This window comes from Streptomyces sp. NPDC012888, assembly GCF_042900645.1.
Taxonomy (GTDB): domain Bacteria; phylum Actinomycetota; class Actinomycetes; order Streptomycetales; family Streptomycetaceae; genus Streptomyces.
Genome location: NZ_JBIBBM010000002.1, coordinates 251765 through 270694, shown reverse-complemented (window position 1 = coordinate 270694; position 18930 = coordinate 251765). Strand labels below are relative to the sequence as shown.

General features: G+C 76.5%; 16 protein-coding genes and 1 tRNA gene. 4 read left to right on the top strand and 13 right to left on the bottom strand.

The window, feature by feature from the left end; genetic code table 11:
• Nucleotides 1-13 precede the first annotated feature (13 nt).
• Complete coding sequence (locus tag ACFY61_RS03650; protein WP_389466479.1) at nucleotides 14-277, bottom strand: hypothetical protein; 264 nt, start codon at nucleotides 275-277, stop codon at nucleotides 14-16.
• A 155-nt stretch (nucleotides 278-432) separates the two neighbouring features.
• Nucleotides 433-813, bottom strand: coding sequence for a hypothetical protein (locus tag ACFY61_RS03645; protein ID WP_389466476.1), 381 nt, complete (start codon nucleotides 811-813; stop codon nucleotides 433-435).
• Between ACFY61_RS03645 and ACFY61_RS03640 the strand changes: the two genes are divergently transcribed.
• Entirely contained in the window at nucleotides 800-1486 is a 687-nt protein-coding gene (locus ACFY61_RS03640) for a hypothetical protein (protein WP_389466473.1), read from the top strand. The genes ACFY61_RS03645 and ACFY61_RS03640 overlap by 14 nt on opposite strands.
• A gap of 85 nt (nucleotides 1487-1571) precedes the next feature.
• Here ACFY61_RS03640 and ACFY61_RS03635 read toward each other — a convergent pair whose 3' ends face one another.
• From ACFY61_RS03635 to ACFY61_RS03600, 8 genes are all read right to left on the bottom strand, one after another.
• Entirely contained in the window at nucleotides 1572-2906 is a 1335-nt protein-coding gene (locus ACFY61_RS03635) for a protein kinase (RefSeq protein WP_389466471.1), read from the bottom strand.
• A gap of 2 nt (nucleotides 2907-2908) precedes the next feature.
• The gene (locus ACFY61_RS03630; protein ID WP_389466469.1) at nucleotides 2909-3790 is read right to left on the bottom strand and encodes a protein phosphatase 2C domain-containing protein; all 882 of its coding nucleotides are present in this window, start codon (nucleotides 3788-3790) and stop codon (nucleotides 2909-2911) included.
• Nucleotides 3791-3804: 14 nt separating this feature from the next.
• On the bottom strand, nucleotides 3805-4473 hold the full coding sequence (locus ACFY61_RS03625; RefSeq protein WP_389467008.1) for a tellurium resistance protein: 669 nt from the start codon (nucleotides 4471-4473) through the stop codon (nucleotides 3805-3807).
• A gap of 108 nt (nucleotides 4474-4581) precedes the next feature.
• Nucleotides 4582-4731: a hypothetical protein gene (locus ACFY61_RS03620; RefSeq protein WP_389466467.1), complete on the bottom strand. Its 150-nt coding sequence runs from the start codon at nucleotides 4729-4731 to the stop codon at nucleotides 4582-4584.
• The gene (locus ACFY61_RS03615) at nucleotides 4728-6308 is read right to left on the bottom strand and encodes a hypothetical protein (RefSeq protein WP_389466464.1); all 1581 of its coding nucleotides are present in this window, start codon (nucleotides 6306-6308) and stop codon (nucleotides 4728-4730) included. Before ACFY61_RS03615 ends, ACFY61_RS03620 begins: the two co-directional genes overlap by 4 nt.
• The gene (locus tag ACFY61_RS03610) at nucleotides 6308-8899 is read right to left on the bottom strand and encodes a GTPase-associated protein 1-related protein (RefSeq protein ID WP_389466461.1); all 2592 of its coding nucleotides are present in this window, start codon (nucleotides 8897-8899) and stop codon (nucleotides 6308-6310) included. Before ACFY61_RS03610 ends, ACFY61_RS03615 begins: the two co-directional genes overlap by 1 nt.
• Nucleotides 8896-10170, bottom strand: a complete 1275-nt coding sequence (locus tag ACFY61_RS03605) for a hypothetical protein (RefSeq protein ID WP_389466459.1) — start codon at nucleotides 10168-10170, stop codon at nucleotides 8896-8898. Before ACFY61_RS03605 ends, ACFY61_RS03610 begins: the two co-directional genes overlap by 4 nt.
• Nucleotide 10171: 1 nt before the next feature.
• Complete coding sequence (locus ACFY61_RS03600; RefSeq protein ID WP_389466457.1) at nucleotides 10172-12400, bottom strand: hypothetical protein; 2229 nt, start codon at nucleotides 12398-12400, stop codon at nucleotides 10172-10174.
• A gap of 340 nt (nucleotides 12401-12740) precedes the next feature.
• Here ACFY61_RS03600 and ACFY61_RS03595 point away from each other — a divergent pair, with 340 nt between their 5' ends.
• From ACFY61_RS03595 to ACFY61_RS03585, 3 genes are all read left to right on the top strand, one after another.
• Entirely contained in the window at nucleotides 12741-14801 is a 2061-nt protein-coding gene (locus ACFY61_RS03595) for a phosphocholine-specific phospholipase C (RefSeq protein WP_389466454.1), read from the top strand.
• A gap of 217 nt (nucleotides 14802-15018) precedes the next feature.
• The gene (locus tag ACFY61_RS03590) at nucleotides 15019-15774 is read left to right on the top strand and encodes an alpha/beta fold hydrolase (protein ID WP_389466452.1); all 756 of its coding nucleotides are present in this window, start codon (nucleotides 15019-15021) and stop codon (nucleotides 15772-15774) included.
• Nucleotides 15775-15849: 75 nt separating this feature from the next.
• Nucleotides 15850-16869 carry an SAM-dependent methyltransferase gene (locus tag ACFY61_RS03585; RefSeq protein WP_389466449.1) on the top strand — a complete coding sequence of 340 codons (1020 nt, stop codon included), beginning with the start codon at nucleotides 15850-15852 and terminating at the stop codon, nucleotides 16867-16869.
• Between the two features lie 92 nt (nucleotides 16870-16961).
• Here the strand turns inward: ACFY61_RS03585 and ACFY61_RS03580 are convergent.
• The 3 genes from ACFY61_RS03580 to ACFY61_RS03570 all read right to left on the bottom strand — a co-directional run bounded on the left by ACFY61_RS03580 (nucleotide 16962) and on the right by ACFY61_RS03570 (nucleotide 18864).
• Nucleotides 16962-17034 (bottom strand) — tRNA-His (locus ACFY61_RS03580).
• A 127-nt stretch (nucleotides 17035-17161) separates the two neighbouring features.
• The gene (locus ACFY61_RS03575; RefSeq protein ID WP_389466447.1) at nucleotides 17162-17920 is read right to left on the bottom strand and encodes a hypothetical protein; all 759 of its coding nucleotides are present in this window, start codon (nucleotides 17918-17920) and stop codon (nucleotides 17162-17164) included.
• A 71-nt stretch (nucleotides 17921-17991) separates the two neighbouring features.
• On the bottom strand, nucleotides 17992-18864 hold the full coding sequence (locus tag ACFY61_RS03570; protein WP_389466444.1) for a LysR family transcriptional regulator: 873 nt from the start codon (nucleotides 18862-18864) through the stop codon (nucleotides 17992-17994).
• Nucleotides 18865-18930 lie beyond the last annotated feature (66 nt).

The following is an 18930-nucleotide window of genomic DNA, read 5'->3' as shown; positions in this document are numbered from 1 at the left end:
GGCGCCGGCGCGGTCAGCCGGTGGTGACCGCGTCGTCGCAGGCGGGGCAGGCCAGGCCGGCGTAGCGCTCCGGGTACCAGGCCTCTCCCGGGGTGGTGGAGGGGCGGTGCGGGGAGGGCGTCATGGCGAAGGTGTCCTTCCCGCACAGGGTGCGCGGGCCCGGGCGGTCGGTGGTGCCCGGGGCGGCGGGCGCGGCGTGCACCCGCACCACCGCGGCCCCACCACCCGCGGAGGCGTGTGTCGGCTCGGGTTCGTACACCACGACGAGGGCGCTCATGCACCCCGAGGGTAGGGCCCGCCCCCGCTCCGCGGCGCGCGCACACGCGGGGCGGCCGCGGACCCCCGCTCCTTCCTCGCCCGCCCCGGGGAACGCGTAGGGTGTGGCCACGAACCACCGGGGAAGGGTGCGTGACCGGCAGTCAGCCGCGGGCGTCACCGGCGCTGCCGCAGTACCGCGACGACGGAGTGACCAGGCAGCTGTGTGCGGCGGTCCACCTGGACCAGGCCTTCGCGCGCGAGGTCGACCGGGAGCTGACCGGGGACGGGCTCGACGCCACCGGGCTGTCCCTCGGGGTGAACCTCGTCGCGCTGGTGCGCCACGCCCGCGCCGCCAACCTCCGCACCGACCGCCGCGACCGCCGGCTGGCCGCCCTGGTCCCGGCCTTCGCGGCCGCCGCGTCCCTCCTCGTGTACGGCGCGCTGAACGGCCCGCCCGGGCTGCCCGCGGCCGCCGCGGCCGTCCTGTTCGCCGTGCCGGCCGCGGTACCTCAGCCTGGTCCGGGCCGGCGAGGGCGGCCGGGTGGTCGTCTCCATGCACCTGCGGGCCCGACTGCACCACCCCAGCCTCACCTGGGAGGTCGCCGCCTACGCCATCCCGCCGGTCGCGGCCCGGTACGCCGCCGCCGTCTCCACCCTCCCCCTGGACGGGCCGGGCTGCTGGTGGAGCCTGGCCCGGTACGCCGGAGGCAACCTGTTCGACGGCCTGTTCGGCGCCCCCGGCCGGCTCCGCCGGCGGTCCCGGGACCGCCGCCGGCGGGCCCGCGCCCTGGAGCGGACCCGCCGCGAGATCGACCGCCGCCACCTGATGTACGACTACGGCGCCCGCGACAGCATCCGGGAACGGGTCTCCGACTGGCGGGAGCTCGGCCACTCCGAGCGCACCGACTCGCAGGACTTCCTCCAGCGGCTCCAGTCCGGGGTGCTGGCCGCCACCGAGCGGTTCCTCAAGGACCACAACGTCGACACCGGCTCCTACGACCAGGCCCAGCAGGTGATCAACAGCATCGCCTACACCTTCGGTGACGTGCACGGCCCGGCCGTCTTCGGCGACCACGGCCAGATCACCCAGCACGGCCCGGCCGGCGCCCCGGCCAGATCGAGGCCGCCGACACCCTCCGTGCCGAACTGGAACGGGCCGGCCGGGAACAGCGCCCCGCCGAACCCGGCCTGGTCCGCCGCTCCCTGGAGACCGTCACCCTCGGCCTGACCGCCGGCAGCGGCGGCCTCGCCCTGGCCCAGGAGATCGCCCGCCTGCTGGGCGGTTGAACCCCGCGCCCGCCGGGCGCCCCCCTTCAGCCGGCCCGTACGACGGCCTCCGCGCCGCTGCCGAAGTCCAGCCGCAGCCCGGCGCGCAGGGGCACCGTCTGGCCCGGTTCGATCCGCTGGGTCCCGCCGTCCGAGCGCGTGCCCGTCCACGCCGTCGCGGACCGGTTCGCCAGCCCGAACCGCCCCGGCCGCTGCGGGTGTTCGGCCAGCGCCGCCACCACCGTGCCGTCGCCGTAGTCGTGCCTCGTCGGCTCCGGTGCCAGGTGGTGCTCCTGCACCCGGGCCGTCCGGTGCAGCAGGATGTGCCGCTCGGTCCGCGGCGGGGGAGTGGTCAGCACCAGCCGCGGCGGCAGCACCAGCGCCCCGGCGCAGCCCCAGCAGGAGCCGGGCGTGCCGGTGCGCGGCTCGGTCATGTTCTGCCGGCCGCACCGGGCGCACTCCACCACCGAGTCGAGCACCGCCCGCAGCGCGTCCTGCCACTCGCCCTCCCGGACCCGGGCCGCGGGGTCCCGCAGCCCCTCCGTGAAGTTGCGGGTGAACAGCCGGTGCAGCAGCGGCGGGGTCGCGGCCCAGGTCGCCAGCACGGTGGAGTGTTCCACCGGGTCCGGCGCGTTCGACGCGTCCTCCGGGTCGAACACGAACAGCGGCCGCTTGCCGTACAGGGACCGCTCCGCCGCCTCGTCCAGGCAGTGGATCGCCAACTCCCGCTTCCCCTTGAGGGGGTGGTGGTTCATCAGGAACATGAACAGCAGCACCGACAGGGAGTGCAGGTCGCTCTGCGTCCCCGGGGACCGCCCGGGATCGCCGCGCACCAGCTCCGGCGCCATGAACTCCATGGTCCCCGAGATGCCGGCGCTGTCGCCCTCCACCACCGCGTTGTCGTTGTCGCAGACCAGCACGTCCCCGGTGTCCGGGTCGAAGAAGACGTTGCCCCAGGAGATGTCCCGGTAGGCGATGCCCTGCGAGTGCAGCGCCCGGTACGCCTCCACCGTGTACAGGCAGGCCGTCAGCAGTGCCCGTGGCGTGGTCCGCAGCCGGCGCCGGAACAGCATCGGCAGCCCCTTGAACCGGTCCGGCCGGATGTCCATCAGGTACCCGAACCCGCCCCGCCCGTCCGCCACGAAGTCCCGCGGCCACAGGAACCGGTCGTCGTCGAAGGCCCGCCCCACCAGCTGCCGGACGATGGCCTCCTGCTCCTCGGTCGCGCACTGCGGGTAGTACCACTTCAGCGCCCGCTCGCCGGCCGGTGTCCGTACCCGGTACACCTCGCCCTGCCCGCCGGCCCCCAGCAGCCCGCCGACCTCCACCCGGGCCCCGCCGTCCGCCGACAGCACGGCCCCGTTCTCCAGCATCCCGCTCATCATCACTCCGTCGGTTTCGTGTCCGCCGAGCCGCGGTACGGCGGGTTCCGCCGCGCGGCCACCAGCGTGGTGTCGTCCCCGGAGTGGCGGGAGGCCTCCGCCAGCCACTCCGGCAGCGCCGCCCGGACCTCCGCCGCCCCGGACTCCGCCAGCCGCTGGTCGAGGCCGGTGACGAAGGCGCTGAAGCCCTCGCCGGCGGCGAAGCTCTTCGACAGGCCGTCCGTGGACAGCGTGATCAGCCGCGGCGTACGGGACGGATCGGTGATCGGCGCCCAGTACGTGCGGACCAGCTGCCAGGCCTGCTGGGTGCTGCACAGGGACTCCGTCTCGTCGCCCAGCTCGGCCTCGCCGGGCGCCAGCGGCAGCCACAGCGCCCCGTCCTCCTCCACCACCGCCAGCTCCCCGTCACCGAGCTGCCAGGCGGCGAACAGCTCCGGGGTCAGCACCGCCCCGACCAGCGTGCTGCCGTACAGCCGCAGCTTCTCCGCGTCCGGCCGGGAGGCGTCACCGCACGGGAACCGCTCCCAGTGCCGCAGCGCCTTCCGCTGCCAGGCGCCGACCAGCCGCCGGGGCAGCGAGTCCTGCGCGTAGTGCATCAGCCAGCCCAGGCTGGGCCGTACCTCCCCGTCCCCCGCCGCCCGGGCGAGCCGGCCGAACTCGCGCGCCTTCTCGGCGAACACCTCCACCGCGTACTGGGCCCCGACGTGGCTGCGGGCGTGCGCGGCCGAGCCGTGCCCGTCCGCCACCGCCAGGACCAGCGGGTCCCCGGCCGTGCCCGTACCGGCGACCCGGCAGCGGTCCTGGTTGAGGGCCTTGTTCACGCCCCGCCGGGTGGCCTGCAGGGTGTCCCAGAGCGGACCCGCGGGCCCGTTCGCGTCACGCACCTCGCTCGCTCCGCTCACCACACGTCGTCATCGTCGTCGTCCATCACCGGCGGCGCGTACGGCGGCTGCTTGTGCAGCGTGTCCTGGTCGGAGGGCCCGGCCACCGGCCGCGAAGCCGCCTTCACCGCCGCCGTGGACGCCCACCGGATCGCCGCCGCCAGCTGCTTGGGGCTGTTCGCGTCCAGCGGCTTAAGCTCCGGGTTGCCGAGGAACTCCTGGAGCACGCCCCGGTCGGCGTCGCCGCCGACCGCGATGGCCACCCGTACGGCCTTCTGCCCCCAGGGGGTGGCGTCGACGGCCCGCAGCCCCGCCTTCCAGTCGTCCGTCGGCACCCCGTCGGACACCAGGGCCAGCACCGGCTTCAGCGCCCGCTCCGGCATCGGCGGGGTCTGCAGTTCACGCGCCACCACCGTCAGCGCCTCGCCCAGGTTCGTCATCCCGTCCACCTGCACGTCCTGCCAGGTGAAGGTCTCCACCGGCACCGGGTCCTTGTGGTGCCAGCGGGCCGTGGTCGAGAACGTCAGCGTGCGCAGCAGCAGTTGGGCGGCCGGATTGTCCTCGGCCACCGACCGCATCTCCGGGAGCGCCTCCCGGATCGCGTAGTTCAGCTGCCCGATCTTCTCGCCCTCCATCGAGTACGAGCAGTCCAGCAGCCAGATGAAGTGGACGGGCCGGTTGGCCATCGCCCCACCCGGAATGTCGTTCACCTGTTCTCCTCCCCTTCGTCCGGCCCTCTTCGGGCACTCCTTCCGGTCCCGCCGCGCGTGCCGCGCGGCCGGCCGGTCCTCCGGTCAGTCGCGGCCCGGCTCCAGCAGCAGCGGCCCGAAGACCACGCCCGCCAGGCCCACCACGGCCGCGAGCGCGGCGAGCACCAGGGCCGCCACGTACAGCCCCAGCAGCAGCCGCCGCCCCCGGGCGATCCGCGGGGTGACCACCGTCATCCGCCGTCTCCCTCCGCCGCGCGCGCCGTACGCGGCGCAGTCCCCGACTCCCGCGGTACGCCCCGCAGGCCGCTGCGGGCCAGCAGCCACAGCAGTGGCTCCGCCGCCCGCCGCTGCTCGCCCGGCAGCGGGGCCGTCCCGGTGGCCGCGTACGCGCTCACCGTCCAGTACCGGGCCGCTGCGAAACCGTGGCCGAGCTCCCGTACCAGCCCGTCCAGGCCGACCGCGCCCAGCCACTCCTCCGTACGGGCCCCCGGCACCGGAAGCGAGCCCAGCGTGTCGAGCACGTCCCGCTTGGTCACCACCACCGCCGCGCCCATCCGCCCCCGCTGCCCCTGCAACTCCCCGGCCAGCGCGGCGTACGTGTCCACCGGGCTGGTGTCCGCCGGCCGCGCGTCCTCCGCCCGGCGCCGGTCCGCGTCGTCCAGCCGCCGGCGTACCTCGCGCGCCGCCAGCACGTCGGCGACCAGCACCACCCCGTCGGCGTGCGCCAGGTACTGCTGCTGCCGCACCGTCCCGGCCTCGCGCATCGACTCGCCCATCGGGTCGTACAGGTACAGCAGCCGCCGCTGCCACCGGTTGCCCACCAGCAGCATCAGCGCCCGCGGCTGCCCGCCCTGCGTCTTGTGCGCCCAGCCCGTCCGCCGCAGCTGGAGGTCCAGCGCGTTGACGTCCTGCTGGTCGCCGGCCGTCGCGTACGCCACCGTCAGCCGGGACGAATGCGCCCAGGACCGCAGCCCCGCCACCATCGCCGCCAGCAGCATCGTCTTGCCCGCCGAGGTGGCGCCGACCAGCGGCACGTGCACCACCCGGGCCGTGCCCACGGCGGCCGGCAGCGACCGGTCGCAGTGCGGGCAGCGCGCCGCCAGCTTCCGCCGCCCCGTCACGGCCGTGGCCGGCAGTGCCCGGCCGCACCGGCAGACGTGCCGCCACGCCCCGAACCGGCCCGGCCGCAGCTCCCGGTGGGCGGCCCCGCAACCCGGGCACGGGTACACCGCCAGCCGGAACGGCCGGTAGCAGCCCGGATAGGGGCACTTCATCCGGACGCCCAGGGCCAGCTTCCACAGCCCGTCGGCGGCCCGCCCGGCCGGAATCCCCGCCAGCACGGGCAGCGCCACGAGCCCGAGCAGCAGCCAGAAGCACAGCATCACCACCGCCATCAGCGCCGTCGCCACCAGCGCGGACACCGCCGCCGCCAGGGCCACGCCGGGGGCCAGCAGCCGCAACAGGAGCCGGCTGCCCGGCGTGTTGCGGCGGTACCCGGTCACCGGGCCCTCCCCGCGCAGCATCCGCCTGACCCTGCGGTCGAGGAACTCCCAGCGCAGCAGGCCCCACAGCGCCCGTCCGGCCGCGTGCCACACCAGCAGCGCGTCCGTCCACACCTGACCGGTCCAGTAGGACGGCGCGGCGGGTTCCCCTCCCGGGGCCGGGCGTATCCGCGAGTCGGCGGTGCCCGGGGTGCGGGGGCGCAGGGCCAGGGCGCCGGCCATGACGGACCCCTGGAGGAACGTCCACAGGCAGTAGCAGAGGCAGAGCGGGAACCCGAGGACCACCAGCAGCCATAACGGAGTGAGCATCAGGGACGCCCTCCCCGGGCCCCGCCGTCCCCCGGCGGCCGCACCCCGCCCCACCGCAGCCCGTCCCCGCCCGCACGCCCCCCGAACCGGTCGCGCAGTCGGCCGAACGCCCCCGGGCGCTGCCAGGACCGGAAGTCCTGCGCCCAGCGTCCCCCGAACCGCTCCAAGTGCTCCTCCGTCTCCGCCAGTCCGGCCGGCGGCAACTGCCGCACCACCGGGCGCAGTACGTGTTCCAGCAGGTCCGTACGGGTCTCCTGCCAGCGCGGACCGGCCTGCGGCTGCGCGGACCACACCACGAAGCAGTCGGCCACGCAGCCGTTGCTGCCGCGCAGCCGGACGGCGTGCAGCGGCCCGCGGGCCTCCGCCCGGTACGCCGCCAGCAGTTCCGCGTCCTCGCTGTCCACCAGCGCCCGCAGCTCGCCCTCCGGCCGGTCCTCGGCCAGCAGGCGCCGGGCGACTTCGGTGAAGGCCCGGTCGCGCACCCCCGGCTGGAGTCCCTCACCGGCCGCCGCCCGCAGGTCCAGGGCCCGCCGCAGCCAGCCGCCGCCCGCCGTCCGCTGCCGCAGGTCCCGGGCCAGTTCCAGCAGCAGCAGCGCCGCCCGCGTCCCGGCCGGCAGCAGCTCCTGGAAGGCCCTCAGCAGCTCGTGCGCCAGCTCCGGCGCGTCCTCGTCGTCCACCGGCGCACCCAGCGCCGCAGCGGCCAGGGCCTCCCAGGTCCCGGCGGTCCGGTGCAGCGCCTTCCCGGTCTCGGCCAGCAGCAGCCGCGCCTCGCCCGCGGCGGGCGGGCCGCCGCCCCACACGAGCCGGACGGCGGTGCGCAGCACCAGCGGTTCGGCGTACGGGCTCACCCCGCCGGCGGTCATCAGCCGCTGCACGGCCCACACCCGGTCCCCGGCCGCCCGCAGCACCGCCGGGGCCTCGGCGCACATCCGCAGGTGGGGTACGGAGTCCCCGTCGGCCGGGCGCAGCGGTACGGCCGCGGACAGCCGGGCCGCGGCCACCGGATCACCGGCCGCGAGGGGGTCCAGCCGCTCCAGTAGCGCGGTGCGCAGCCCGGGCACCTCCTCCAGGGCGGCCCGCACGGCCCGGGTGTGGGTGCGCTCCGGGGCGGCGAGCAGGGCCCGCGCCAGGTGCCGGGCGAAGTCCGGCAGCAGGTCGGTGCAGTCGGCTCCGAGCAGGGCGGCGATCCGCAGCAGCCCGGCCCGGTCGGCGGGGTCCCGGCCGGCGTCCGCGATCCGGGCCCGCAGCCGCGGGCCGAGGGCACCGGCCAACCGCTGCCGGGCCTCCGTGCCGAGGGCGCCGGGCGACGGCAGCACCGCGGGGACCCGGCCCGATCCGGCCGCGGCCGACAGGACCACGGCGGTCAGGGGTTCGGTCACCGCCCGCGGTGCCCGACCGTCGAGTGCGGCCAGGAGTCGCCCGCAGGCCTCCGCCTCGTCCGGCCCGGGGGTGCGGCCGGGTGCGGCCAGCGCCCCGGCGAGCGCGGCCAGTCGTACGCCGTCCAGGGCGCCGGGGTGGTCGGCGGCCCAGTCCGCCGCGGCCGCCCGCCCGGCCGGCTCCAGGGCGACGCCGGCGGCCAGCGCCAGTGCGGCGAGCGGGCCGGCCGGGTCCGCGCCGGCGGGCCCACCGGCCGCGTACGCGTGGGCCGTGGCGAAGAGTTCGGGCCGCCGGGCCAGCCAGACCCGCGCGGCGGTGCCGGCCCACACGTCCGCCGTGGCGGGGGCGTCGGACGCCCCGGCCCCGCCTTCCGCGGCCCGTTCGCCGGCTGCCCCGCCTTCCGCGGCCCGTTCGCCGGCCCCGCCGCCGGCGCGGGTCCCGTCGTACAGCCGGTGGCGGTGCTCCTGGCCGGCCAGGGCCGGAGCGTCGGCGGGCAGCACCCCGACGAGCTGCTGCCGGGCCAGCTGCGGGCGGCGGGTGTACGTGGTGAACGTCAGCCGGTGCGCTTGCGGCGGCGGCAGCACGCCGGTCGCCAGCACCACCCAGTGGGCGATGGCCGTGGTGTCGGCCTCCACCAGCACGATCTGCGGGGCCGACGGGTCCGCGGCGAGCCGGCGCAGGTCGGCGAAGAACCCCGGCAGCAGGGCGGACCGCCGGGCGGCGAACGCGTAGAGCCCGTCGAGGTCCAGCAGGCCGGGCGCCGGCAGCGCGCCGAGCGGTTCGGGCGCCCCGCCGGGCGGGGTGGCGGCCGCCCACTCGGGGGACCGCCAGGCGCTGATCGGCAGCGGTCCGGCCTCCGCCGGGTCCGCACCGTCCGCGGGACCGGCCGGACCCGGCAGGTGCAGGGCGTGGGTGTGGAAGTTGCCCCACCGCCCGCTGTAGTCGGCACCCGTGTACACGGAGCGGGCCAGCAGCCGGCTGCCGTCGGACAGCAGGCTCAGGCTCAACGCCTCCGGGAAGGAACCGAGTTGCTCCTCGGTGGGGCGGGCGGGCGCGTCCCTGGGCGGCTCGTACCCGATCAGCTGCTCGGCCTCGCGCAACACCGTCGTGGGCAGGCCGGCGCTGACCGCGGTGAACCGGAAGCCGGAGCCGTCCGGCCCGGGCGGGGCGGAGGTGTAGTGCAGCTGGGCGTACCGCCGGGGCCTGCCGGTCATGCCGGGCCCCCCTTGCGCGCGGCCGGCACCAGCGCCGCGGCCCGGTTCCGCCGGGACCCGGTCGTCGGCAGCAGCCCGTCCAGGCCCAGCAGCCACAGCAGCGGGTCCTCCACGCGCAGCGGCTGCGGCCCCGACTTGGGCGCGTCGGACGGGGCGTGCGGGGGCGGCGGGGAGCCGAGGGCGGACAGCCCGAACAGCGACAGCCGGGCGAAGTCCCGGTCCAGCTGGCGGGTGAACGCCCCCGAGTCCCAGCCGTCCAGCAGCGACCGGACCTCCTCGTGCACGGCCAGCCGGTCCTCCTCGTCCACCACCCCGCCGGTGTGCGGGGCGTTGCGCAGCAGCGGCGAGTGCGGCTCCAGCAGCCCGGGCAGGGCGTCGGTCTTGGTCACCGCCACGGCCACCGGGGTGGTGACCCGGCCGTGCGCGCTGCCCCGGCCGTGCGTGCGCAGCTGCGCCGCGAGGTCGGCGGCTATCTGCGGGGCCGGCGTCTCCACCGCCGGGAGCGGCGTCTTTGGGCCGGCGGGCAGCTGGTCGCGGACCGCGCGCATCTGGAGCGGGTCCACCAGCAGGACGATCCCGTCGGCGGCCGCCAGGTAGCTCGTGTAGCGGTCCATCGCCTCCCTGCTGCGCAGGTCCTCCCCGGCCGCGTCGAAGAACACCAGCGCGGTGTGCCGGCTGCCGGTGCGGAACCTGCTGCGCAGCGGCAGGCTCAGCCGGTACAGCAGCGGGTCGTTGAACCCGAGCGCCGCCGGGCGGGTGGCCTCCGGCAGCCGCAGCCGGTCGTACAGGTCCTCGGCCATCTCGCGGTCCCGGCGCTGGGTCTCCCCGCCCATCGCGGTGATCGAGGCCCCGTAGGCCCGGCCCACCCGGTTGCGCAACTCGTTGACCAGGACGGACACATAGGTGCTCTTCCCGGACGCCTTGGGGCCGAGCAGGGCGATGATCCGGGTGTCCTGGTCGCAGTAGTCGCTGGGCAGGTCGCTGTGGCAGCGCGGGCAGACCCGGACCGGGGTGGCCGTCCCGCAGGCCGGGCAGTCGGCGCGGGAGCCGCGCTCGCGCAAGTGGGCCAGGCCGCGGGGCGCCGGGAAGACCGGCCCGCGCATCCGCTGCGCCGGGGACACGCTCGGACCCATGAACTCGGCCCACGCGTCGTCGCGTTCGGGTGCGCAGGGGGTGCCGCCACGCACTCCGGTGGCCGGCATCTGGCAGCGGAACGGCAGCCGGGAGGCCGGGGCCCGGTCGAAGCAGAAGGGGCAGACGACGGACGTCATGTCAGCGGACCACCAGGGTTGTCGGGGAAGGCTCGGCGAGCCGGACGGAGGCGGCCCGCTCGCCGAGCAGGAAACCGCGCAGGGCGTACGGGGCGGGCGGCCCCGGGAGGAGTTCGCGTTCCACGGCGCCGGCGAGGGCCAGCTCGGCCCCGCCGACCCGGCACACCGTGACCCCGTCGCCCGCGTCCCGGGGCCGCACCGGACGCGGACCCGTCCCGGGACGGGCGACCAGCGCGAAGTCCGGCAGGCCGGGACCGGGCCCGCCGCCCGGCGCGGCCAGCGTGACCCGGACCAGCGGCGCACCGCGCCGCAGCCGGCGCCGCCGGCCGGGCAGCACGTCGTACGAGATCAGCACCTCGGGCGGGAGCCACGCACCGGGCGTGCCGTCCGGGCCGGCCGGGACCACCACCACGGCCGTGGATTCGCGCGGTGCCGCGCACACGCCGATGCGCGCCGCCGAGGGACCGACGGGCAGTTCGAGGCCCTGCCGCAGGAACACGGCGCGGGCCACGGTCCGTTCGGTGCGGCGGCCGTCCTGCTCGGCGACCACCACCACCGTGCCCGCGCCCTCGGGCCAGTCGAAGCGGACCCGCACCAGGTCCGGCGGGACTCGGGTCAGGATGAGCCCGGACACCGGCGCGGGCGACTCCACCAGTACGCCCGGCCCGGCCACCGCCCGGTCGCCGAGCACCGCCACGGCGGTGACGCGGGTGAGGCTCCCGGGCGGGGGCACGGCCGGTCCGCCGCCGGCCGGCACCCACGGCAGCGGTGCGGGCAGTCCGGCGGTGCCGCGCAATCCCGTCCCCGGTTCCGGCGCCGGCTCCGGCCACTCCACCAGCCGGACCTCGGCCGCGTCCTCGGCGCCGGTCCAGCACAGCCGCACCCCGCCGTCGGACCGCGGTTCGGCGGAGAGGGTGCGGACGGGCGCGGGCCACGGGGGCAGGGCGACCGGCGTCTCGATGCCGGCGGAGCGGACCGCCGGCCGGCCGGGCGGCGCGTACCGGCAGCGCACCCGGAGCCGGTACGCGCCGGGCACCAGCCCTTCGGCACGGAACTCCGCGTCCCCGCCCGCCGGGAGGGAGCGCCGGTCGACGGCACCGCCGGGGTGCAGCAGGGCCACCTCGACGCCCACCGCGCCGTCCGGCAGCGTCCACCGGGCCTCGATCCGCCCCGGCCCGTCGGCCACGGCCAGCTCCCGGGCTTCGGGCGCGACCAGCAGCGGGGGCGACACCCGCCACGCCCGCGCCGGGCCGGCGTCCACGGCCACGTAGCGCACCTCACGGCCCAGCGGGGCCCGCCGGTCCAGCAGCGCCCCGGTTCCGTCCGGCCGCCCGGGCAGCGGCGTGACGGGAGCCCCGGACGGTTCGCCGCGGACCAGGCGGACCACCCGCCAGTCACCGCCGGCCGGCAGCCGCAGCCGGACCCCGCCGGCTCCCGGCTCGGCGGCCAGCACGTCGCCGGGCCCGGCGGTACGGACCAGACCGGCCGCGGCTCGGGGGCAGTCACCGGCCAGCCGGGCGGCCTCGGCGTAGGCGGCCCCGGCCGGGCCGGGCGCACCGTCCCGTTCGCGGCGCCGGGCGGTGTCCAGTGCCGCGTCGGCGGCCCGGACCCGGTCCGCGAGGCCGCGTAACCGGGCGGCCAGCAGCGGGTCCGCCCAGCCGTGCGCCGGGAGTGCGGCGGCCAGGGCGGCGGCGGTACGTACCCGGCCCGCACGCCACTCCTGCTCCAGGCGCTCGGCGGCCGCCCGCTGCTCCGGGCCGGGCCGCGGCTGCCGGGCGGCCGCGCCGGCCAGGGCCGGCGCCTCGGCGGGATCCACGCCCAGCGCGACCGCGGCTTCGGCCCGGCCGCCGTGCGGGTCGGCGTGCAGCAGCGCGGTCAGCTGGTAGAGCAGGACGCGCCGCAGTGCGGCCGGGTCCTCCCGCTGGAGGCGGGCCAGCCGGTCCGCGAGCTCGCGGCCGGTGCCACCGGCCGCCCGCCCGGCCGCGCGCAGGGCGTCCACGCCGACGTGCCGGGGCCGGTCGGCGCCGCCCGGGCCGACGGTGAACACCCCGTCCAGGACCCGTAAGCGGACGCCGCTGCGGGGCGGGGCGAGCAGCTCGCCGAGGTGGCGCAGGCCCAGCGCCCGCTGCCGGGCGAGGAGGGCCCCGTATCCGGGGACGAGCGGTGCGGCCGGCAGCCAGGGCAGGGCCTGCCGCGGGCCCAGCGCATGCCCGAATTCCCGCCCAGCCATCCGCCCCGGTCCCCCCGTGCCCCGCGCGCGGCGCACGCGTCCTCGCGTGCGCCGTCCACCCCGTGTACCGGACGCCGTCCGCGCGCGTCCGGGTGCGGCGCGCGCGCCGTGCCCGCGTACGGGAGGTCATTCCAGCAGATCCCCCGGCCGGGTGGGAGCGCAATCCGGCCATTGCACCGGCCCGTGCGGTTGCCTCCACGGTCCTCGAACCATGCATGACGTGCCGGTCGTTCGCCAGCTGTACGACGGGCCGTCATGCAAGTGCCGCCGCGTGGTACCGGACGGGCGCTGTCCTTGTGGCGCCCCTCCCCGCCACCCTCACCGCAGAGGTCGTCACCCCATGGCAGAAGTCAACCGTCGCCGGTTCCTCCAGATGGCAGGCGGTACCGCCGCCTTCGCGATGCTTTCGCAGAGCATCGCCCGGGCCGCCGCCATCCCGGCGCAGGGCGCCACCGGGACCATCCAGGACGTCGAGCACATCGTCGTACTGATGCAGGAGAACCGTTCCTTCGACCACTACTTCGGCACCATGAAGGGCGTCCGGGGCTTCGGCGACCCCCGCCCGGTCCTCCTGGACAACGGCAAGTCCGTCTTCCACCAGTCGAACGGGACCAAGGACGTCCTCCCGTTCCACCCGGACGCCGAGGACCTCGGCATGCAGTTCCTGGAAGGCCTCAACCACGACTGGGCCGGCGGCCACGCCGCGTACAACAACGGCAAGTACGACAAGTGGGTGCCCGCCAAGACCGCGAACACCATGGCGTACATGACGCGGAACGACATGCCGTTCCACTTCGCCCTCGCCGACGCCTTCACCGTCTGCGACGCCTACCACTGCAGCTTCATCGGCGCCACCGACCCCAACCGCTACTACATGTGGACCGGCTACACCGGCAACGACGGCGTCGGCGGCGGGCCGGTCCTCGGCAACCAGGAGCTCGGCTACGGCTGGAAGACCTACCCCGAGCGCCTGGAGGCGGCCGGCGTCTCCTGGAAGATCTACCAGGACATCGGTGACGGCCTGAACGCCGCCGGACACTGGGGCTGGATCAACGACGCCTTCCGCGGCAACTACGGTGACAACTCCCTGCTCTACTTCAACACCTACCGCAACGCCCAGCCCGGCAGCCCCCTTTACGAGAAGGCCCGCACCGGCACCAACGCCAAGGCCGGCGAAGGCCTTTTCGACCGGCTCCGCGCCGACGTGCGGGCCGGCACCCTGCCGGCGATCTCCTGGATCGCCGCGCCCGAGGCGTTCAGCGAACACTCCAACTGGCCGGTCAACTTCGGCGCCTGGTACATCTCCCAGGTCCTCGACGCCCTCACCTCCAACCCCGCCGTGTGGGCCAAGACCGCCTTCTTCATCACCTACGACGAGAACGACGGCTTCTTCGACCACGTCGTCCCGCCGTACCCGCCGGCCTCCGCGGCCTGGGGCCTGTCCACCGCCGACGTCAGCACCGAGCTGTACAAGGGCGGCGGCGGGTACGCGGCCGGCCCGTACGGCCTCGGGCCGCGCGTCCCGATGATCGTCGTGTCCCCCTGGAGCAAGGGCGGCTTCGTCTGCTCCGAGACCTTCGACCACACCTCGATCATCCGGTTCATGGAGAAGCGCTTCGGCGTCCACGAGCCCAACATCTCGCCCTGGCGGCGCGCCGTCTGCGGCGACCTGACCTCCGCCTTCGACTTCGCCACCAGCGACGCGGCCCCGGCGGCCCTGCCGTCGACCGACGCCTACCTCCCGCCGGACCACGACCGGCACCCCGACTACGTGCCCACCCCGCCCGCCACCGGCAGCCTGCCGCGGCAGGAAGCAGGCTCCAAGCCCTCCCGCGCCCTCGGCTACGCCCCCTACGTCGACGGCGCCCGCACCACCTCCACGGGCAAGTTCACCCTCACCTTCTCCTCAGGCCCCAAGCTCGGCGCCCACTTCCACATCACCTCCGGCAACCGCACGGACGGCCCCTGGCCCTACACCGTCGAAGCCGGCAAGACCCTGTCGGACACCTGGAGCACCTCCAGCGCCACCGGCAACACGATCGACCTCACCGTCTGGGGCCCCAACGGCTTCCTGCGCACCTTCCGCGGCCCGGCCAAGAAGGCCGGCCCCGAGGTCACCGCCCGCCACGACGGCACCACCGGCAACCTCGCCCTCACCCTCCGGAACACCGGCACCACCGCCGTCAACCTGACCGTCACCAACGCCTACGGCGGGACCTCCCAGACCCTCCGCGTGGCGGCCGGCGCCACCGCCGCCCACACGGTGGACCTGCGCACCACCGGGCGCTGGTACGACGTCAAGGTCGTCTCCGACCTCGACACCACCTTCCTGCGGCGGTTCGCCGGCCGGGTCGAGACGGGCGCGCCGAGCGTCTCCGACCCCGCCATCCGCACGGTCTGACCCCACCGCCCGACCCCGCCGGTCGACCCCGGCGGCCCGCAGGTCAGACGGCCCGTCAGGAGAAGGGCCGCGCCCGCCGCACCGACGCACGCGTCAACGCGGCGGGCGCGGCACCGCCGCACCGGGTGCCGGGCCGTGCGCGGCGGTGTGGAACGGGTCCGGCTGGGCAGGACACCCGTCGTCCGAGTCCGACCCCCCCGCCCCGCAGGGAGAACCCATGGGCATCGCCTACCGCCGCATCGGCCGCGGCCCGGTCCGCGTCATCGTGCTCCACGACTGGTTCGGGACCTCCGCCAACTGGGGATCCGTCCTGGACTACCTCGACCCCGAGCGGTTCAGCTACGCCTTCCTCGACTACCGCGGCTACGGCGACCGGATCGACGTACCCGGCAGCCACACCCTCCCCGAGATCGCCGACGACGTCCTCGCCCTCGCCGACCAGCTCGGCTGGGACACCTTCTCCCTGATCGGCCACTCCATGGGCGGAAAAGCGGCCCAGCAGGTACTCGTCCGGGCCCCCGGCCGGGTCCTCAAACTCGTGGGCCTCGCGCCCGTCCCCGCCGCCCCCTACGAGATGGACGAGCAGACCCTCGCGCTCTTCCAGGGCGCCGCCGGCTCGGCGGAGAACCGCCGGGCCATCCTCGACCTGGTCACCGGCAACCGGGCGAGCCGCCGCTGGCTGGACCGGATGGTCGCCCACTCCCTCGAGGTGTCCCGCCGCGAGGCCTTCGCCGGCTACCTGGAGAGCTGGCGGACCCTGGACCTGGCCGGCGCGGTCAAGGGCAACCCCGTCCCCGTGCTCGTCCTGGCCGGGGAGTACGACCTCGCGCTGACCGCCGACGTCATGCGGGAGACCTGGGCCGCCTGGTACCCGGACTGCCGCGTCCGCGTCCTCCCCGGCACCGGCCACTACCCGCCGCACGAGACCCCGGTCGCGTTCGTGACCGCCGTGGAGGGCTTCCTCCACTCCTGAGCGCCCCCGCCCCGGCGACCGGCCGGACACGGGTCCGCCCCCGCCGCCGATCAGGCGGGCCTCGGGGGCGGCCCGGTGTGGGGCCCCACGGGAGCGCCCCGGCCGTGCTTGGGTGGGCGGGTCCGTGATTCGGTTGGGGGGCGGGAAGGCGGTCCTTCGGTGGTGCGTGGAGGCAAGACGGCCTACAAGGGCACGTCGGTCGATGCGATCGTGCATCAGTACGACTATCTCGGTGACTTCTACCAGCTGATCCTCGGCGACCGGCTCGTGTACTCCTACGCGCTGTGGGAGCCGGGCGACACGCTGGAGCAGGCCCAGCTGCGCAAGCTCGACCACCACGCCGAGGCGGCGCGCGCCATCGGCGCGGAACGGGTGCTGGACGTCGGCTGCGGCTACGGCAGCATGGTCCACCGGCTGGTCGAGGAGCACGGCGTCAAGCGGGCCGTCGGCCTCAACATGAGCCCCAGCCAGTCCGCCTGGGCGCGCGAGCAGGACTGGCCGGGCTGCGAGATCCGGGTGGAGAACTGGTTCGACCACGAACCCGAGGCCCCCTACGACGCGATCATCGCGATCGAGGCCGTGGAGCACTTCGCCGGCAACACCCTGTGGCGGTCCACGCGGGTCGCCCGCTACCGGCAGTTCTTCCAGCGGAGCCACTCCTGGCTCCGGCCGGGCGGGCGGATGTCGATCCAGGCCAACGCCTGGGACGACCGGGGCTGGCTGCGCTCGCTGGTGCTGCCCTCCGGGGCCGCGCCGCGGCGCGGGCCCGACGCGGTGATCGGCGGGCTGCGGAACGTCTGGGAGGGCTGGCAGGCCTCCCGCAAGGTGTACCCGGAGACCTGCCTGCCCACGTTCGCCGAACTCAACGAGGCCTCCAGCGGGCTGTTCCGGATCGTCGCGGCCCGGAAGGACCCCGCCGACGGCGTGGCCACCGTACGGGCCTGGACGGAGCGGGCCGAGGCCCTCCGGGAACGCGGCGCCGAACTCGTCGGCCCGCAGACGGTGTCGGCCATCATCTCCGAGCAGCGGACGGCGCTCCGCTTCCTCCAGGAGGGGCGGTTCACCCTCCAGCGCATCGTCCTCGAACGCATCTGAGCGGGCCCGGGCCCCGGGCCGGCCCGCGGCGGCGAACGCGAAGAAGCCCGTGGGGGCACGAGGAAGACCTCGTGCCCCCACGGGACGGAAAGGGTGAGTGACGGGACTCGAACCCGCGGCCACCTGGACCACAACCAGGTGCTCTACCAGCTGAGCTACACCCACCGCGAAGGGCGGCGTACCGCCCGTTCGATGTGCACGCACAGCATAGCGGATCGGCGGAGGGACCCCGCGCCGGGGCGGCGGCGCCACCAGCCCGGCGGGACCCGCCCGGGTCACCCGCCCGCGGGAGTCACCGGGCCGCCGGGACGGACGCCGCCACCCGCGCGCGGGCGTGCGCCACGGCGGCGGCCGCGAAGGCGCGGACGAGCGGGTGCGGCCGGCTGCCGTCCCCGGACAGCTCGGGCTGGAACAGGGTGGCCAGGAAGAACGGGTGGCCGGGCAGCTCCGCGATCCGCACCCGGCCGTCCTCGTCGTGCCCGGAGAAGCGCAGGCCGTGCTCGGCGAGCAGCGGGAGCCGGCTGGCGTCGGGCCCGTAGTTGCAGTGGTAGCGCTCCAGGGAGCGCTCCGCGCCCAGCGCCCTCTCGGCGAGGGAGCCCGGTTCCAGCCGCACCAGCCCCTCGTGGCCGACGAGGGAACAGGCCAGCGGCGCGATCAGCGGGTCCGCCGCCGAGGGGTCGTTCTCCGCGTGCGCGGCACCGGCCAGCCCGCACACGCCCCGGGCGAACTCCAGCAGCGCGTGCTGGAACCCGCCGCAGGTGCCGAGGAAGGGGATGCCCTCCTCGCGGGCGGTGCGCACGGCGGCGAGGGCGCCCTCCTCGCTGGCGTACGGGCTGCCGGGCAGCACCCACACGGCGTCGAAGGCGGCGAGGGCGCCCGAGGCGGCCTCGGCCGCGGCGTCGCCGGTGGGGATCCAGTAGGCGTCGAGGACCAGCCCGTCCTGGACGGCGAGCGCGTCGAGCAGGAGCGGGACGCGGGTGTGGGAGGTGACGTGCGGGGAGCGGTCGCCGACGAGGGCGATCCTGGCCGTGGCCGGAGCGTTCGTGGTCATGCGCCCATCGTGTGCGGGCCCGTCCGTTCACGTCCAACGATCGTTTCTGCATCCCCGATAAGCAGCACTGATCACGCTCCGGGCGGGTCCCGCAGCACGGCGGCGAGCGCCGCCGCCGCGCCGGTGAGACCACCGGGGAACAGCAGCTCCGTACGGTGCACCAGGCGCGGGGCGGCCAGTGGCACGGCGACCCCCGCCCCCGCCGCCTCCGCGACCCGGCGGGGCAGCAGGACCAGGCCGTGTCCCGCGGCCGCCAGCGCGCACAGCGCCCGCACGTCCGTCCCCTCGTAGCGCAGCGAGGGCCGCGGCCCGGCCGAGCGGAGGGCGCCCCCCACACCGGACAGCGGCATCCCGGCGTCGGGGGCGTCGATCCAGCGCGCGTCGGCGAGGTCCTCCAGCCGCACCGACGCCCGGCGCGCGAACGGGTGGCCGGCGGGCAGCAGCACGGCCAGCTCCTCCTCGGCCACACCCGCCACGCCCAGCGGCGCCACGTCCGGCAGCCGCAGCGGATCGCTCGGCGCGGCCGGGCCGTCGACCAGCCCGAGGTCGCAGCCGCCGGTGGCGACGGCCGCCGGGACCTCCGCCCGGGGCAGCACCCGCAGGGTCACCCCGGCGGCGGGCAGCACCTCCAGCAGCCGCGGCCCCACCGCCAGCGGCGAGGCGGCCAGCACCAGCGTGTCCGGCGGCGCGGCCGCGAGCCGCGCGACGTCGGCCCGCGCCGCGTCCAGCCGCAGCAGCAGTGGCCCGGCGTGCTCCAGCAGGCGCACCCCGGCCGGCGTCGGGCCGACCGGCCGCCGGGTGAGCAGCCCGGTACGCAGGTCGGCCTCCAGTGCGGCGATGTGCTGGGAGACGGCGGACTGCGTGTAGCCGAGCTCGCGGGCGGCGGCGGAGAACGACCCGAGCCGGGAGACGGCCACGAAGGTCCGGAGCAGATGGGGATCCATCCCCCCAGCATGCGCGACCGGCGGGGCGGGATCCGCACCGCGGAAATGGCCGGAACTCGGCGCTCG